The sequence below is a fragment of the Paenibacillus sp. 32O-W genome (assembly GCF_007679495.1).
Classification (GTDB): Bacteria; Bacillota; Bacilli; order Paenibacillales; family NBRC-103111; genus Paenibacillus_L; species Paenibacillus_L residui.
Window position 1 is genome coordinate 26,434 of the sequence record NZ_VEGP01000019.1, and the last position, 17,240, is coordinate 43,673.

The 17,240-nt window shown below is 50.4% G+C and carries 13 protein-coding genes, 1 tRNA gene and 1 CRISPR repeat array; of the genes, 10 read left to right on the plus strand and 4 right to left on the minus strand.

Annotated elements, in window-relative coordinates; translation table 11 throughout:
• The first annotated feature begins 79 nt into the window (after positions 1 to 79).
• Both FS806_RS09855 and FS806_RS09860 read left to right on the plus strand, forming a co-directional pair.
• Entirely contained in the window at positions 80 to 292 is a 213-nt protein-coding gene (locus tag FS806_RS09855; RefSeq protein ID WP_144935241.1) for a hypothetical protein, read from the plus strand.
• On the plus strand, positions 289 to 987 hold the full coding sequence (locus FS806_RS09860) for an adenosylcobinamide amidohydrolase (RefSeq protein ID WP_144935244.1): 699 nt from the start codon (positions 289 to 291) through the stop codon (positions 985 to 987). Before FS806_RS09855 ends, FS806_RS09860 begins: the two co-directional genes overlap by 4 nt.
• A 31-nt stretch (positions 988 to 1,018) precedes the next feature.
• Here the strand turns inward: FS806_RS09860 and FS806_RS09865 are convergent, their stop codons facing one another.
• A complete protein-coding gene (locus FS806_RS09865) occupies positions 1,019 to 1,411 on the minus strand; it encodes a YhjD family protein (RefSeq protein ID WP_144935246.1) in 393 nt (130 codons plus the stop codon).
• Between the two features lie 208 nt (positions 1,412 to 1,619).
• Between FS806_RS09865 and FS806_RS09870 the strand changes: the two genes are divergently transcribed.
• From FS806_RS09870 to FS806_RS09880, 3 genes are all read left to right on the plus strand, one after another.
• A tRNA-Leu gene (locus tag FS806_RS09870) sits at positions 1,620 to 1,706 on the plus strand.
• 89 nt (positions 1,707 to 1,795) lie between these two features.
• Positions 1,796 to 3,514 (plus strand): arginine--tRNA ligase, encoded by a 1,719-nt coding sequence (argS, locus tag FS806_RS09875; RefSeq protein ID WP_397347176.1) that lies wholly within the window; start codon positions 1,796 to 1,798, stop codon positions 3,512 to 3,514.
• Positions 3,515 to 4,120: 606 nt separating this feature from the next.
• Positions 4,121 to 6,030: a CRISPR direct-repeat array (repeat unit 32 nt; unit sequence GTCGCACTCTACGCGAGTGCGTGGATTGAAAT).
• A 257-nt stretch (positions 6,031 to 6,287) separates the two neighbouring features.
• Positions 6,288 to 6,506 carry a YqzE family protein gene (locus FS806_RS09880; RefSeq protein WP_260982047.1) on the plus strand — a complete coding sequence of 73 codons (219 nt, stop codon included), beginning with the start codon at positions 6,288 to 6,290 and terminating at the stop codon, positions 6,504 to 6,506.
• A 39-nt stretch (positions 6,507 to 6,545) separates the two neighbouring features.
• Here FS806_RS09880 and FS806_RS09885 read toward each other — a convergent pair whose 3' ends face one another.
• The 3 genes from FS806_RS09885 to FS806_RS09895 form a co-directional block, all read right to left on the minus strand.
• Positions 6,546 to 7,631, minus strand: coding sequence for a hypothetical protein (locus FS806_RS09885; protein WP_144935251.1), 1,086 nt, complete (start codon positions 7,629 to 7,631; stop codon positions 6,546 to 6,548).
• 130 nt (positions 7,632 to 7,761) lie between these two features.
• Positions 7,762 to 8,715, minus strand: coding sequence for a YqhG family protein (locus FS806_RS09890; protein WP_144935254.1), 954 nt, complete (start codon positions 8,713 to 8,715; stop codon positions 7,762 to 7,764).
• Positions 8,712 to 10,499, minus strand: a complete 1,788-nt coding sequence (locus tag FS806_RS09895; RefSeq protein ID WP_144935257.1) for a DEAD/DEAH box helicase — start codon at positions 10,497 to 10,499, stop codon at positions 8,712 to 8,714. Before FS806_RS09895 ends, FS806_RS09890 begins: the two co-directional genes overlap by 4 nt.
• A gap of 177 nt (positions 10,500 to 10,676) precedes the next feature.
• Here FS806_RS09895 and FS806_RS09900 point away from each other — a divergent pair, with 177 nt between their 5' ends.
• The 5 genes from FS806_RS09900 to FS806_RS09920 all read left to right on the plus strand — a co-directional run bounded on the left by FS806_RS09900 (position 10,677) and on the right by FS806_RS09920 (position 17,084).
• Positions 10,677 to 11,519, plus strand: coding sequence for a lipoate--protein ligase family protein (locus tag FS806_RS09900; RefSeq protein WP_144935259.1), 843 nt, complete (start codon positions 10,677 to 10,679; stop codon positions 11,517 to 11,519).
• 483 nt (positions 11,520 to 12,002) lie between these two features.
• On the plus strand, positions 12,003 to 14,606 hold the full coding sequence (locus tag FS806_RS09905) for an adenosylcobalamin-dependent ribonucleoside-diphosphate reductase (protein ID WP_144935262.1): 2,604 nt from the start codon (positions 12,003 to 12,005) through the stop codon (positions 14,604 to 14,606).
• Between the two features lie 236 nt (positions 14,607 to 14,842).
• The gene (locus FS806_RS09910) at positions 14,843 to 15,307 is read left to right on the plus strand and encodes a MarR family winged helix-turn-helix transcriptional regulator (RefSeq protein ID WP_260982048.1); all 465 of its coding nucleotides are present in this window, start codon (positions 14,843 to 14,845) and stop codon (positions 15,305 to 15,307) included.
• Between the two features lie 183 nt (positions 15,308 to 15,490).
• A complete protein-coding gene (locus FS806_RS09915) occupies positions 15,491 to 15,949 on the plus strand; it encodes a DUF2269 family protein (protein WP_144935265.1) in 459 nt (152 codons plus the stop codon).
• A gap of 349 nt (positions 15,950 to 16,298) precedes the next feature.
• Positions 16,299 to 17,084 carry a M55 family metallopeptidase gene (locus FS806_RS09920; protein WP_186328306.1) on the plus strand — a complete coding sequence of 262 codons (786 nt, stop codon included), beginning with the start codon at positions 16,299 to 16,301 and terminating at the stop codon, positions 17,082 to 17,084.
• The last annotated feature ends 156 nt before the right edge of the window (positions 17,085 to 17,240 follow it).

Here is a 17,240-nt window from a genome sequence, read left to right on the forward strand (position 1 = left end):
TTATACCAAGGGCAACGAATTAATACGGCATGAAGAGATGAATAACAGGAGCAATAAATTAAGTCGGGAGGCGATAAATATGATTTCGGATGAAGAACTGGATCGTTATCGGTTGGATGGAACGAGGGTAAGGGTGGTCAGAGATGCGGACCCTGCCAACGATGTAAGAGGCTTCGTTATGGCCTGGGACGATAAAACGGTACTAATCCGCAAAATGAACCGGAAAGTCATCAAATTGGACCGAAATTATATATACCAACCGTACAATGAGGAGCGGAAGCTGCCGGAATGACGATCATTAGCGGAGTAAATGAAGCATTCGTCGAGCAGAACGGCAGTCCCTATCTTCTGATCACATCGGAAAAATCGCTGTATACTTTAAATTCCTCCATCTGGGGAGGAGGATTCTCCGAATGCCGGTATCTGATAAATCGGCAGGTGAGCAAAAATTACTGCTGTGACGACCCAGTATTGGAGATGGAGCAATTTCTGCAGGGCGCAGGTCTTGCCCCCGCGGAGACGGCCGGAATGCTGACAGCGGCCCGGGTAGCGGATGCGGGACGTTGCGAGGCGGAGGACTCCGGAATCCGGGTAAGCACCATAGTTACCGCAGGGTTGAGCAATCCGGCAAGAGCAGGTTCCAGACGGGAAAGGCAATCGTTATTCCCCGGCACGATTAACACGATTGTCATAGTGGAAGCCGCAATGACCGATTCGGCCATGGTCAATGCGGTCATAACGGCAACAGAAGCCAAGACAGCTGCTCTACAGGACTTGCGCGTACAAGCGGGTGACGGGGAAGGAACGGCAACCGGAACGACGACGGATGCCATCATCATCGCGGCGACCCAGACGGGGCGTGCGTGCCAATATGCCGGTACGGCCACCTTGCTCGGGCATATGATCGGCCGTACGGTATATGAGGCTGCGTATTCATCGGCCCAGCGTAATTTGAATTATTGGCGGGAGAGAAACGCCGGCCAATAATGAAACGGCAGCTATTGGCCGATTAAGGCTGCTAGATACGGGAATGGACATAGTTCCCGGCAAGAATGCTGATCTCAGCCTTCACCATGCTGCGGGACAAGGTCAGGCTGCCTCTGTTCTCACGGCAGATGTATTTACAGCGTATGCCTTGGGCATCCTTCACTTCGCTATATATCCGGATGCCCGCTGATCTCAGCCGCTGCTTGAGCTGGACGAGATCAATCTGAATCATCTCGAGCATCCTCTGCATGACGACAATGTTCGGAAGGCAGAGCCTATGCGGTGAAGCCGATGAATTCTGCATCCGGTCCATATCCCGCCTGATCATGGTCAACAGAACAGGCAGTAACACAGCTTCCTTGACCAAATCGGATTCTTCCATCGTAATATGCTGCGGCTTGCGGACTAATGTATTTGTCGTCATAATAGCGAACCTCCGTTCGTATATTTGTTTTTATTGTAATGGAAAAAATCGTAAAACGCAAGTCAATTTTGGGATTTATTTGAATATATATAGTAGGTTAAATTTTTTTTAAAAAAAAGGTTTGACAACCTATAAGCAGTCATGGTATATTACTTCTTGTCGCCGCAATAATTACTTAAGACGAAGCAGAAGACGGCAGACACCATTCGCGGTCGTGGCGGAATTGGCAGACGCGCACGGTTCAGGTCCGTGTGGGCTTACCCCCGTGGAGGTTCGAGTCCTCTCGACCGCACCATTACATAATCTACGAGGGCACCCCTAATTGGGGTGCTTTATTGCATAGATTTCCTATATTCATAGCCCGAAAGGACGAAAGCGAACATGATTCAGTATAAACATAAGGTAGCCGGCTACCTCGTTCCCTCTTTGGAAGGAATGGAGGAGGCTGCGATTGCCGGAATGTTGGAATATCCGCCGAATCCGGACATGGGAGACTTGTCGCTGCCATGCTTCAAGCTGAGCAAGGTTCTGCGCAAGGCTCCTCAAGCGATTGCTGAAGACCTTAAGGCCAAGCTGGAGCAGGCTGATTGGCTGGAGAAGGTTGAAGCGGTATCGGGATATTGCAACTTATATTTGAAGAAAGATAGTTTTGTTCAAGATCAGTTGGCCTCCGTACTCTCCTTGAGACAGCAATTCGGTTCCCAGAACCTGGGCCAGGGCCGGACGATTGTCATCGATTATTCCTCTCCCAATATCGCCAAGCCGTTTCACGTCGGACATCTGCGCACGACAATTATCGGCAATGCGCTCTATAAAATTTTCTCATTCCTCGGGTACAATGTAGTTCGGGTCAACCATCTCGGAGATTGGGGAACCCAGTTCGGCAAGCTGATTGTCGCTTATAAGGAATGGGGCCAGGCGGAAACCATCGAGCAGGAAGGAATCAGCGAGCTTCTGAGGCTTTACGTCAAATTTCACGATGAAGCGGAAACTCATCCTGAACTGGAGGATAGAGCCCGCGGCTGGTTTGTCAAGCTGGAGCAGGGGGATGAAGAAGCGATCCGGCTGTGGAAATGGTTTGTCGAGATCAGCCTGAATGAATTCAACAAGATTTATGATTTGTTGGGGGTCAGCTTCGATTCCTATGCGGGAGAAAGCTTCTACAATGATAAGATGGCCGCGGTCGTTCAGGAGCTGAAAGACAAGCAGCTTCTGGAAGAAGACGACGGAGCGATGCTTGTACGTCTGGACGACTATAATATGCCCCCGGCTTTAATTATCAAGAAAGACGGAGGCACCCTGTACCATACAAGGGATATTACAGCGGCCCTGTACCGGAAGAACACCTACGATTTCGAGAAGGCGATCTATGTCGTCGATGCGGGGCAGAGCCTTCATTTCAAGCAAACGTTTAAGGTTATTGAACTGATGGGTTACGATTGGGCAGAGGATCTGGTGCATGTCGCTTTCGGCAAGGTAAGCCTGGAAGGAGCCAAGCTCTCCACGCGTAAGGGCAACGTTGTCATGCTTGAGGACCTGCTTACACAATCGATCTCCAAAATTCGGGAAATTATCGAAAGCAAAAATCCGGACATGAAAAATAAAGATGAGGTGGCCCGTCAGGTTGGCGTTGGTGCCATTATCTTTAACGATTTGAGCACAAATCGGATTAAAGATATCGTCTTCTCTTGGGAAGAAGCTCTCAATTTCGATGGGGAGACCGGACCGTATGTGCAGTATACCCATGCCCGCTGCTGCAGCGTCCTGCGCAAAGCCAACGATGGCCAATCGACAGAGCTTCCGGACGGAGGCGCATCGTTCGATGCTTCGCTGTTGCTGAACGAGGAAGCCTATGCGGCAGCAAAGCAGATAGCACTGTTCACGGAGACGGTAGAGCAGGCCATGGTCAAGATGGAGCCTTCAATCATCAGCCGTTATCTGGTCGATTTGGCTCAGAGCTTCAACCGCTTCTACCATAATTGCCCCATTCTAGTGGATGATGAAGAACAGCGCAAAGCAAGATTGGCACTGGTCAAGAGCGTGCAGATTACGCTTCAAAACGGCCTGGCCCTGATCGGCTTGGAATCGCCTGAGAAAATCTGATAATTGTTAGACCGCCCTCTGGGCGGTTTTTTAAATGCCAGATGTTTACAATATTTAGGGGCCGATTTCGTTACTGGCACCAAAGACGAGCAAAAGTGCAGGTCATTTTGCGTAATTCCGGTAAATCTCGGGAAAGACGAGCAAAAGTGCAGGTCTTTTTCCGCAAAACGCTGAAAATCCGCAAAATGGCTGAATTTACCTGCACAATTGCACGTCTTTTGCTGTTTTTGGCTTAAATCGTTCCGAAGACCTGCACTTTTGCAGGTCCTTGAGCGCCTCGTCCTCATTCATTGACCTTTAAATCTAAAAAGTTAGGAAAGGTACGGTCTGCTGTTGATAGCGAGTTTTGAATAAACTTTATTTAGAAGAGATAATATTAAATCTGGTAACTTTACGGAATTTTAATGAGTAGTGCCGTTATGAGATATAGTTTAAAGAAGTGCGAACCTATAGCTCACATGCAAACCCCGGGAAACTCGCACCGACGTAACGACGCGGGTTTTTGGCATTTTTGCAGATTTTGTTGGCAGTATGAACCTCGCAAAATGGAGATTCGCACTTTTAACTGTTTGAGCCCTTGTGGTATGCTGGATTTGGCAGCACCCTGTCGCACTCTACGCGAGTGCGTGGATTGAAATGGATATACGATGGAGCCAAAGAATTGCGTTTTGGTCGCACTCTACGCGAGTGCGTGGATTGAAATGAAGTACTGAGTATCAATGTGAGTGGCACAAGTACCGTCGCACTCTACGCGAGTGCGTGGATTGAAATTTCCTCTGTGGGCATTTCATTTAGGTCATTCATGTAGTCGCACTCTACGCGAGTGCGTGGATTGAAATTGAACATCGTCCGTATTGGGAAAACAAAGGCAGTGTCGCACTCTACGCGAGTGCGTGGATTGAAATATAGTCGCCTGCTACAAGCGGGCGTGGATTGAAGTCGCACTCTACGCGAGTGCGTGGATTGAAATGTCTTCGTTGGCTTGTGCCACCAGTTCAAGGTAGTCGCACTCTACGCGAGTGCGTGGATTGAAATCGGCGTTTCCAATGGATGCAGCTCCCCGGCACAATGTCGCACTCTACGCGAGTGCGTGGATTGAAATCACCCAATCTTCACCTGAATAATACGGCCCCTCGTCGCACTCTACGCGAGTGCGTGGATTGAAATATCTGGCTTTTCGTTTTTTCAACGAAGTAATGTTGTCGCACTCTACGCGAGTGCGTGGATTGAAATGCTGACCTTGAATCCAGATTCCCTAAACTCATCGGTCGCACTCTACGCGAGTGCGTGGATTGAAATTTAACGCCGGTCAACACGTCGATTGCCATCTGATGGACGTCGCACTCTACGCGAGTGCGTGGATTGAAATGCTGATGCCGGGTCCAGAGAGATATTCGTAAAGCGTCGCACTCTACGCGAGTGCGTGGATTGAAATTCGGCAACATACAGCAACAACGGCAACCTCCCACGGCAGTCGCACTCTACGCGAGTGCGTGGATTGAAATTGGGGCTGTATCAAAGAATAAGTTCGCGTGCCATTGTCGCACTCTACGCGAGTGCGTGGATTGAAATTAGTGTGTCAGCTGCGGCGAATTCAGCCAGTTCCTCCAGTCGCACTCTACGCGAGTGCGTGGATTGAAATATGTCGCTGAGCAGACGGATGAAAAACACGCGGATAGTCGCACTCTACGCGAGTGCGTGGATTGAAATTTTTCTTTTGGTTTAGGATTTCTTTCGTACAGTGTCGCACTCTACGCGAGTGCGTGGATTGAAATAGGGATGCTATCCGCAAAGGGACAAAGAACCTCGGTCGCACTCTACGCGAGTGCGTGGATTGAAATCGCCGGGACCTCTCCGAACCCTGTTGTACAGGTAAGTCGCACTCTACGCGAGTGCGTGGATTGAAATCCTATTTTACAGCGGATTCTACTATCCGTTGTATGTCGCACTCTACGCGAGTGCGTGGATTGAAATCCTTTATCCCCTTCCATCTGCTATAATGGACTTAAGGTCGCACTCTACGCGAGTGCGTGGATTGAAATCGTGAGTGTGATCCGGTGTTGTAAGATAGAAATCGGTCGCACTCTACGCGAGTGCGTGGATTGAAATTCTACATAAATGGAGCAAACCGGGGCGCCGCGCAAAGTCGCACTCTACGCGAGTGCGTGGATTGAAATCAACACGAAGTTTGTCTTGAGATCGACCGGTTGAAAGTCGCACTCTACGCGAGTGCGTGGATTGAAATTTGGAGTGATTCTTAAGCAAACCCCTAAATTTCCAAGTGTCGCACTCTACGCGAGTGCGTGGATTGAAATAATATCGAATTTATGAAATCCGTTGCGGATCTGAGTCGCGCTCTACGCGAGTGCGTGGATTGAAATAATCGGATTTAGGAAGCAGCAGCCTAAATGGATGTCGCACTCTATGCGAGTACGTGGATTGAAATGGTCTCCTTCTTAGGCTTTTCCGGCTCCCCTGCTGGAGGTCGCACTCTACGCGAGTACGTGGATTGAAATCACTTGACCGGATTTAATATACTTAACTGCGCTTATCGTCGCACTCAACGTAAGTGCGTGGACCAAATCAATTGCCCGTTATTCGTTGTTATACGTCGCTCTGCATACCGGAGTGTAGAATCGAATCATTTATAGGAGACTGCAAATAGCAGTGCTCCTTTTCGGCTTCTCTTTGATTAAGATGCAGAGAAAAGGGGAATGCTGGTGACTGAAAGGGGCGGGAGATGCTGCCCTCTGGACGGCAAGCTGACGATCCATTGGAGGAAAGAAGGAGTGCCATGGTGAAATCGGATGAATTGGTTAAATATATTACCCAGCAAGTAGTTACTTATATCGACACCCCGCGTGAAATCAGACGGGAAAGGAAGCAGCAAAGGAAACAGGCGAAATCTATGGAGGGGTGGACGGTTCGCTGGTTCGGGCTGATTCCTGTTTCTCTACGGATGTATTATGATCAGCGCAAACGTAAAAAGTAAAAAGCTCTGCACCGCTTGTCGCGGGCAGAGCTTTTTTTCTCATTCCTGCGGCTGTTGAAACCATTGACCCGTTTGTTGAAGCTGTTCAAACATGAAATAACGGGGGCCATCCTGATCCAGAGCCGCATACAGCGAGCCGTCATTCCAGAGGTGAACTCCGGTTACCGCATAAGGATTGTAGACCTTACCGGCAAACAACCGTGCGGTATAAGTAACTTGATTCATGGAGGACAGCTTGAAGAAGGCATTCTCTGCATTCAGGTCCTCAACAGGTTTTCCCGTTAGCCAATAGGCATGCTCGAAAGGGTCGAATTCGGGCATTTCCAAGGATTGTACTTTCTCCTTTGGCTTGGCGGGTTCCCTTTGAAAGATAGTCTCCGCGGATGGGCGGGAAGACAGCCATTCGGACAGATCAGGCAGCTCTTCTCCCGATTTGGCATCGAAGTAATGGAGCTTGTCATCTATCGTTACTTTCCACAGTGCCTGTAATCCGTTGGAATAGCAGGCTTCTTTGCGAATTGTGAGATCGGCGGCAAAATCAACATAAGAAACCGATGAATCGATAATTCCGGACTGTACCAATCCCTGGTACAGTGTTTGCATACTGTAGAGAGGCTTGCTGCCCGTTCCGTATTCCGTCAACTGGTAACCGCCGTCCTCTGCAGCGTTCACGATCAAGTATCCGACCTGGCGGTCTCCTTGGTTTAATAACACCACCCAGCCGTGCAGGCCGGGGCCGAGAGGGAGAACCTCGCGGCTCGCCCCTTTCCATGTATCGAATCCGGGCTGATCGTAGAGGGAAGCAATCCATTTGTCGATTTGCTGATCCAGCTCCGGCTGAGCGGAGATTCCCGCTTGTGCATATTCATTTTTGATATAGTTGGAGGGCTCTTCGTCCCTTGCCTCACTTGAAGCATCCTCCATCTTGAGCTGGTAATCGTTGTTGGAGACGGGGCTGCCGGCAACCGGCAGGGAGCCTTCCTCCGGCCGGACAGACAGCTTGTCCTCCATGCCTTCGGCCTTCACCTTATCGATGGAAGCAGCGGTGGAGAGAGCTTGCGGGAATACCGCATAACCAACGAAACCAAGCAGGAGCAGCAGCGGCCAAATCCATATTTTATTCATCCTTTACCCGCCCCTTGTTCAAATAGTTTTGTTTTCCTAGCTGTATTCCAGTGTATCGGAACCCGATGAAAAAGTTTGTTTAAATCTGTTGCCGGACCTGTTTTTTTTTCAGTTCTTTTCTTGCAAGCTTTTAGCGATTTTCGTCAGATAGTGGGGCCTTTCCGTCCTTGAGATGAAATAATCCGCAGTTCATGACGGAAACTACGATCCGGGGCTTATACTGCCACTCCAATTCCTGCTGGCGGCCCCGATATTCCTGTTCCATCTCCGGCTTCTTCTCCGGTTCCGCAGTTTGCAGAAGCTCCTCATAATAATGTTTGATTCGGTCCAGCTCTTCCTGCAGCCGTTCCGATGCTTCGTCCGCCCAAGAATGATCGTAGCGCTTTATCTTTTTCTCCAGATGGTTTTCCATCGTGCTGACGGCTTTGGCAACGGTATGCCGGGTCGGGAGGAGGTGGATGTTGGTCGGCAGCAGAGGGGTCAGCTTCACGTTCTCCATCTGCTCGTGAAAGTGCTCCATGAATTCACCGCTGCACAGATTGAAGCCGAATGAATGATATTCGTCTCTCTTTAGGTCGCAAGTGAATTCCACCTTGAAATTGACTCCGAACCACGAAGTATACCCGACGGCTTGCGGTCGCCGGTTAGCGGTCCCGCGGTTTTCCTCGAACAGCCGGACGAACTTTCCCTTGCCGCGGACGACGTTGAAGATTTGCTCCAATCTGCGGCTGCCGTAAGTCAATATATCCTGGGGGAGCCTTCTTACGGTCTGGGCGGAGACATGGCCGAAATACCGGCCAAGAATGCTGTCCTGAGGCGGCGTCGAGGGCTGTGGGGAAGAAGCGGATTCGGCATCCGTTTCGTTCTTCAGCCCTTCCGGATCGAAGACGAATTGAAAGGTCATCGTCTCGGGCTCGGCACCGGTCCGCTCGACGAAGCTCCAATAATAGGACCGGCCGGTCAAATCTTTGTCCGCTTCGGGAGACAGCTTGACGGTTACGTAGGAGCGGCCTTTTTCAATGATCTGGCACTCGGTCGCCTCGAGATAGCGCATGACGTATTTCTGAATTTGTTTCGTATTCATCTGCGCCCTCCCGCCTGGTCCGCTGCCGGCCCGCTAATTCCGTTCAATACCGAAAGCATGGGGGCAATTTCTTTCTGAACCTCGTCACGGATGGAAAGAATCGATTGGCCCCATTCATCCATTTTGCTGCGTAATTCCTCGTCATCCCGCGATTCCAGGAAAAGCTTCATCAGATCGCTTTCTATGGAGCTTTTTTTGTCCAATCTCTCCAGAATGACATCCAGCTCGCCAATGACCAGCTCAAACATATTGATCTTCTCGTGAAGCAGCGATAGAATATGCTCCTCGATCGTTCCTTTGGTAGAGAGATTGAAGATGTGAACATCCTTGGACTGGCCGAGACGATGCACTCTTCCTATTCTTTGTTCCACGCGCATCGGGTTCCAGGGAAGGTCGAAGTTAATGATATGGTTGCAGAACTGCAGGTTGATTCCTTCTCCCCCTGCCTCGGTCGCGACAAGCACTTGGGCGCGGTTGCGGAACAGATCCATCATCCAATCCTTCTTGCCCCGGTTCATTCCTCCCCGGTAAGGAACGGACGTTATGCCATGATCCTTGAGAAATTTGAGCAGATATTCCTGTGTCGCCCGATATTCGGTGAAAATAATCGCTTTATCCCCGATGCTCTGCAAAATCTCCAACGCTTTCTCCGCCTTGGTATTCGCCTGAATGCCGCGGATCATCTCCACGAGCTCCCAAATTCGCACCCGGTCGGGGGAGTCTTCGGCCGTTTTCTTGAATAAATTGACCAGAGAAACGAACACCGCATCCCTGCTGCTGCATACTTCCCTCTGCAGCGTCACAAGGGACAGGATGCTGCTCAGATTGCCCCCGGCCGCGTTGTATCTGCCTTTGACAAAATCGGTTACCCCTTCATAAAGCCGCTGTTCTTCCGGGGATAACGTCAGCAGCAGGTTATTGACCTGTCGTTTAGTAAACGAAATGCCTCCGTCGCTCCGCCGGTTGCGGATCATCACCTTGGACAGCTCCTGCTGAAGCTGGTCCTCGTTCTTCGGAATCCGCTTGTCTACGACGAAATTGGTCGCAAAGCTTCCCTGTCCCCCGAGGTGTCCCGGCTTTAAGAGCGTTATCAGGTTGTACAGCTCGCTCATATCATTTTGAATCGGAGTGGCCGTGAGAAGCAGGCAATATTTTTTGCGGAGTTCTTTGACAAATTGGTAGTTGGTGGTCTTCTTGTTCTTCAGCTTATGGGCTTCATCCACGATCAGCATGTCATATTCCTGCTGGAGAACGATGCTGCGGTGGGGATCCCGTTTGGCCGTATCCATCGAGGCGACAATAACGTCGCAGGAGGTCCACATGTAAGCTTTCTTCTGGGCAGCGGCGGGGATACCGAATTTCTGGTTCAATTCCCGGACCCACTGCAGCACGAGAGAGGCCGGAACTAGAATCAGAGCTTTGCGGACGAGTCCCCGGACCATATATTCTTTCAGGATGAGCCCGGCTTCAATGGTTTTACCCAACCCCACTTCGTCAGCCAGGATCGCCCGGCCTCTCATCTCGTACAGCACTTTCTTGGCCGTATCGATTTGGTGGGGCATCGGTTCCAATTGCGTCGTATGAGCCAGACACTGCAGTTCGTCGAAGCTGGAGATCAGAGCCGCCTTCTCGGCCTCTACGGCCAATTGATACAGCGTCCAGCTGTCCCAGGGTCCGTTCCTGTCCATGCGGGATTGCCAGTCTTCCATCCAGCCGCGGTCGAAATATAGCTGCAGCCTGTCGTTGATGCTTCGAACATGTTCCGTCTTATCCGATCTGGTCATAGTCTCCTCCCGCTTGAAAAGCCATTTATTCTTGTGTCTAGTATGAACATAATGCCCCGGTTTCATAACTTTCGGACGGCAAACCATCCATTAGTTGGAGGTGGAAAACAGGGGGGATTTTCGCTATGATGAAAGAATGGGCAACAACTAGCACACGGAAAAGAGGCTGGATACATAATGAATCAATGGAGATGGATCCGTTCGGGGGCGGAAGCCCCGGCGATGAATATGGCGGTGGACGAAGCTATTCTCATAGCGCACAGCGAAGGGCGGACTCCTCCGACGCTGCGGTTTTACGGCTGGAGTCCGGCATCGCTCAGTATCGGGTATTTTCAGAGAGCGAGGAATGAAGTAGATTTCGAGGAGCTTAAGCGGCAGGGAATCGGGTTTGTCCGCAGAGCGACCGGAGGACGGGCGGTGCTTCACGACCGGGAGCTGACCTACAGTATGATTGTCGCCGAGTCGTATCCCGGGCTGCCCAGAAGGGTTACGGAGGCTTACCGTGTGTTGAGTCAGGGCTTGCTTAACGGCTTTATCAACCTGGGGCTCGATGCGGAAATGGTGACTCTCGCTTCCGAAGAAGAGAAGGCGAAATATGAGTCTATGGGCTCAGCCGCTTGCTTCGATTCCCCGTCCTGGTACGAGCTGGTTGTCGAAGGGCGCAAGGTGGCCGGCAGCGCGCAGGTCCGGCAGAAGGAGGTTGTGCTCCAGCACGGATCGATTTTGCTTGATCTGAACGTAAAGCAGTTGTTTTCGCTTTTGAAATTTCGCAGCGAAGCCTTGAAGGAGCGGCTTGAGCAAAGCTTCGAGTCCAAAGCGGTGGCCATCAATCAGCTTCGCAGGGAGCGTGGGATGAACCCCGTCAAGCTGGAAGAAGTGGAGCAGGCATTCGTCCGCGGCATAGCGGAAGGAATGGACATCCGGTTGGAAGAAGCGGAACTGACTCTTTATGAGAAGGAGCTGGCGGAGCGTCTGGTCCGCGCGAAGTACGGCACCGACGAATGGAATTTCCGCCGATGACAGGGGGCTTGTCAAGGCCTATTTTTTGACTTGCGTTCAGGTGCCTGATTTAAAAAAATGAGCTTAATAGAGAAAATAAAAGAAAAGATCATTTGCGGACAGGCTAAATGATTTTTTTGGATGTTTGGTTATTAGTAGTACTATATATAGTGTTGTATAATGGATATCGCACACAATATGTTGTAATATTATACATATAGACAGGGTGCGTAAAGGGCCCGAACTATCGTCTTTTATCAAAATATAAGAAAGTATAAGTTTCACCTTATACTTGTTCTTATATTTCATCGGTAAACGGGCCTGTCCAAAGGACGGCGATATCCGTTTATCCTTGTCATATATGGACATTGGGGGCTATGAGGCGGGATTGGATGCTCATACCCGACGCCTTAAGTCTCTTTTTTCTGCCTTCGGACACTGTGTAAACAGTGCAGGAACGGGACGATAACGACAGGGCTTGATTATTTATAGGAGGTCGTATAAATGGGAGCTGCACAGACGACACGTCTGGAAGGATTAAGCGAAAAAATATTTCTGGACCGTTATGCAATGAAGGATGCGGATACGAGCAACGCCAAGGTAGGGGATGTTGTTCTTGTACTGACGAAGGATGACCCCAAATTTCCGGCTAAGGAAGTGGGGGAAATTATAAGCAGGGAAGGCCGTAACGTGACAGTCAAGCTTCGCAGAGGAGAGGTGGTCGAATCGACGATCGAGAAGCTCACTCTGACGAAGGAAAGCACTCCCGATCAGATGTGGGACCGGCTGGCCGGAGCTATGGCCTCTGTTGAAGCGACTCCGGAGAAGCAGCGGGAATGGGAAGAAAAGTTCAGATATATCCTTGATGACTGGAAGCTTGTTCCGGGAGGACGGATTGCAGCGGGGGCCGACGCGAGCGATGAACTGACTCTGTTCAATTGTTATGTCATTCCGTCACCGCATGACAGCCGCGGCGGAATTATGAATACCTTGTCCGAGATGACCGAAATTATGTCGCGTGGCGGCGGAGTCGGCATTAACCTGTCCTCGCTGCGTCCGCGCCGGGCAGTTGTCAAGGGAGTTAACGGCTCCTCCAGCGGTGCTGTTTCGTGGGGCGGACTGTTCAGCTATACGACTGGTCTAATTGAACAGGGCGGAAGCCGGCGCGGGGCACTTATGCTGATGATCAACGACTGGCATCCGGACCTGCTTGACTTCATTACCGTTAAGCAGACGATGGGGCAGATCACAAATGCCAACCTGTCGGTTTGTGTAAGCAACGATTTCATGAAGGCTGTCAAGGAAGATTTGGAATGGCCGCTTGTGTTCCCCGATACGAACGATCCGGACTATAACGATGTATGGGACGGCGATTTGAAGAAGTGGAAGGAAGCCGGCAAGCAGGTCAAGGAATACCGTACCGTTCGTGCGAGAGAAGTATGGCATACGATCATTGAATCCGCCTGGAAATCGGCGGAGCCGGGTGTCGTCTTTATTGAATACTATAATGAAATGTCCAACAGTTGGTATTTCAACCCGATTATCTGTACCAATCCATGCGGGGAGCAGGGGCTTCCGGCTTGGGGAGTGTGCAATCTGTCTGCGATCAATCTGTCGAAATTCTATGATGAGGCCAATGATGACGTGGCATGGGAAGAACTTGGCAAGGTTGTCCGTTACTCCACCCGGTTTCTGGATAATGTCATCGACAAGACTCCTTATCACTTCCCGGAGAACGAACGCAATCAGAAGGGGGAACGCCGCATAGGGCTCGGTTCCATGGGATTGGCGGAGCTGATGATCAAGCTGAAAATCCGTTACGGCAGCCCGGAATCGATGGAATTCCTGGATAAATTGTATGGATTTATGGCCAAGGAAGCCTATCTCGCATCGGCCGAAATTGCCGAAGAGAAAGGTGCTTTCCCGCAGTTCATAGCCGATAAATTCCTGCAAAGCGGATTTATGAAAAACATGATAGCCGTTTATCCCGAAGTGGAAGAGGCTATTCGAAATAAAGGAATGCGCAACGTCACAGTTATTACGCAAGCACCGACAGGAAGCACGGGAACGATGGTGGGCACATCGACAGGGATCGAGCCGTACTTCGCCTTCGAATACTTCCGCCAAAGCCGGCTCGGTTACGACAAGCAATACGTGCCGATTGCCCAGGAATGGAAGGACAGTCATCCGAATGAAGAGCTCCCGGATTATTTCGTAACCGCGATGGACCTGTCGGCGGAGGACCATATCCGTGTGCAGGCAGCTATCCAGCGCTGGGTGGACAGCTCGATTTCGAAGACGGCCAACTGTCCGGCGGATTTCACCGTCGAGGAGACGAAGGAACTGTACGAGCTTGCATTTGATCTCGGCTGCAAAGGCGTAACGATCTATCGGGACGGAAGCCGCGACGTGCAGGTGCTGTCCACGGACAAGAAGGAGGACAAAGCGAAAGCCGACTCCACAGCAAGCTCCGAAGCCGGGGCATCGGCTGCTGCCCAAACGGCGGCAGGCGGGAATGATGCGGCTGTGCTGCCATCGCTGTCCGTTACTGCGGCCGCCGTGGAACCGAAAGTGTTCGACAAGCAGTACAAGAGCCGTCCGCAGGTGCTGCGCGGAGCCACGTACAAAATCAACACGCCGTTCGGTATGGCCTACATTACGATTAACGATTTGGACGGTATTCCGAGCGAAATTTTCTTGAACGTGGGCAAAGCGGGATCGGATGTCTTCGCCATGTCGGAAGCGCTGGGGCGCGTCTGCTCGCTGTTCCTCCGTTACGGGGACCACGGAAACAAGGTCAGCCTGCTGATCAAGCACCTGAAGGGAATCGGCGGTTCCGGAGCCATCGGCTTTGGCGTCAATCGGGTAGAATCGATCGCCGATGCGGTGGCCAAAGCACTGGAGACGCATATCGGTTCCACCGCCGAGCAGGAGATGGCTACAACGTCGGCACAGGTCAATGAGGAAGCTCCCGTCACCGCTTCTCTCGAAATCCCGATGCCCGGCGTCAGCTCGAAGGACATCTGCCCATCCTGCGGCTCCGTCGCCTTGCTGAACGTAGAGGGCTGCAAAACCTGCTCTAACTGCGGATACAGCAAGTGCAGTTGATTAAGTAGTTGTAGCGGTGTGAATGGATGTAGTCGGTCAAATGTAATGGAAAAATGATCGAAGTAATGAGAAAGTTTGTTCATAAATAAGAGAAACCACTGTGATATACAGGCTGATTGCATTTTATGCATGTGTGCCGATATCACAGTGGTTTTTATTGCAAAATTAGTTGACAATGCATTATAAATTCAAGTATTATGCATAAAGTTGGAAAATAAACTAATGGAGTCGAGGTTATGATGAATCGTGATCTGTTCCAGCATGGAGCGTATGGGAAAGAAATCGCCGCCATTTACCGCCATCTGCAGATTCTTGTCTCCGCCAGGCTTGCCCCACTGCGGGTCGGATTCGGACAGCATATGTTTCTGCTCATGCTAGCTAAGAAGGAGGGATTAAATCAGAAAACGTTAAGCGAGCTTCTGCTGGTCGACAAGACGACTACGGCCAAAGCAATCCGGAAGCTCGAGAAAGAAGGTTATGTCCGAAGAGAAATCGACCCCGTCGATTTCCGAAACCAAAACATTTATTTGACGGATGACGGTAAGGCCATCGTGCCGAAGATCGAAGAAGCGTTAGCTGAGGTAATGGAAGCGGGATTAGCCGGTATTGATCTTGACGAGTCGGGGTATAAGGAGTTTATGGATTTGTTAAAAGTCATATTAACCAACTTCCATAGGAAAGTTCGTCAGAACGATCAATAACCATTTTCGTGGGAGGGAAGTGCCTATGAAGATTGCCGCTATCGGCTCAACGAGTCCGACGGGGCCATCGAATGACCGCTCTTACGAGACGCCTCGCCTCCGTCCTAATGGATGCGGCGGAATCCGCCTTATATTGTCGAGCGGTCGTATATGTGACGGGCAGTAAGTAAAAGGAGGAATACGATGCATTATCTTTATACCGCATTATTGGTGATTCATATCTTGTCGGCTATCTTAGGTGTCGGACCCGTCTTTCTCCTTAATATGATTTTGCGGAAAGCGAAGACGGCGGAGCAGCTTCGCTATGCTCACCGGATCGTGAGCAGATTGAATCGGAACGCCAACGCTTCCTTCGGCTTGATCCTTCTCTCCGGGTTGTCGATGGGGTGGATAAATCCTTGGTTGTTTCGGTTGGAATGGTATATCGCATCCTTGGTCTTATTTTTCGTATCCGGCGTATATGCCATCACGGCGGTAGAGCCGATTTTGAAGCAAATGAACAGAGTAGCGGGGCAAACGGAGGACAGCGACATCCCCCGCGAGCATGCGGCGTTGCTTCAGAAAAAGCAAGTTCGCGATCGGGTCGCAAACCTCATCGCGATAGCCATTATCCTTCTTATGATCGTCAAGCCTACGTTCTGATCCGGATGAAGAAGGGGAATCATGAATCGGCCCATCCATGAGTGGCAAGCCCTTCGAGATGCCGGCTGATGAATAACGACGGCAGTCAATCCAAGATTGGCTGCCGTTGCCCGTTGAAGTAACGGGCAGGAGAACACAGCAATACAAGCTCGAATATTCCATGTCACATGTGCAAAAATGAGCAAACCAAAAGAAATACCCTATAATTTGAAACAGTGGTATTATTATGATGAAATACGTAATTTCGAGGGTTTGTGCGCAGGAATTGTTATGGACGATGTCGATGCATCCCTTATTTTTTAGCGTTAAAGCTTGCTCTTAATGTTTCATGGAAATGGAGGGGCGACAAATGAAGGTTTATATACTTACAGATATGGAAGGCATCAGTCTGGCTTATCATTGGGATCATGTTAAGGAAGGGACGCCTTATTATCGGAACTATCAGAACATACTGACGAACGAAGTTAACGCGGCGGTTGAGGGAGCACTGGCCGCCGGCGCAAGTACAGTTATTGTAAATGACGGGCATGGGGGCGGTTCGGATTACAACTTGCTCTGGGAGAAGCTCCATTCGTCTGCAATCCTCGAAAAACCCGGTTCTTCTACAAATATATTAACTTCGTTGGACGAATCTTTCCATGCGCTGCTTCTTGTTGGTTACCACGCTATGGAAGGAACACCTCTTGCGGTAATGCCGCATACTCAAAGTCATGTGAAATGGAAGTCTTATGAAATTTGCGGACAGGTCTACGGTGAAATTGGCCAAATGGCCCTTATAGCCGGCGATTATGGCGTTCCTGTGGCTTATATTAGCGGTGATCTTGCCGCTGTCCAGGAGGCGAGACAGTTGTTGGGACCGGATCTGCCTAATACGGTTGTCAAATGGGGGCATCCCAACGGCAAGGTTAGAAGTCTTCACCCGGAACAATCGGCAAGACAAATTAGGGCCGACGTGGAACGGGCGCTGCAGTTCAAGGATCGGAAACCATTCTACTTCCCGGGCCCTTATGAAATTACCGTCAGGCTTAAAGAACCGCAATTCGCGGACGAATATGTTTCCAAAGACATTCGGCGGGTGGATGAAGTCACTATTTCCAAGACTGTGAACTCTGCTCAATATATTTTGGACCTCTAAAAAGAGTTGGCCGAAGAGGGTACCCTCATGAACGGGAAGCAGATAAAAGATGCAGCCGCAGACCGTCATGAGGGGTTATTCGGCCGATATTCCTCGCCCCGCTGTCCGTTCATCAACCAATCCTGTGCTAAATTCAGCATCCAAATTTGACGTTTC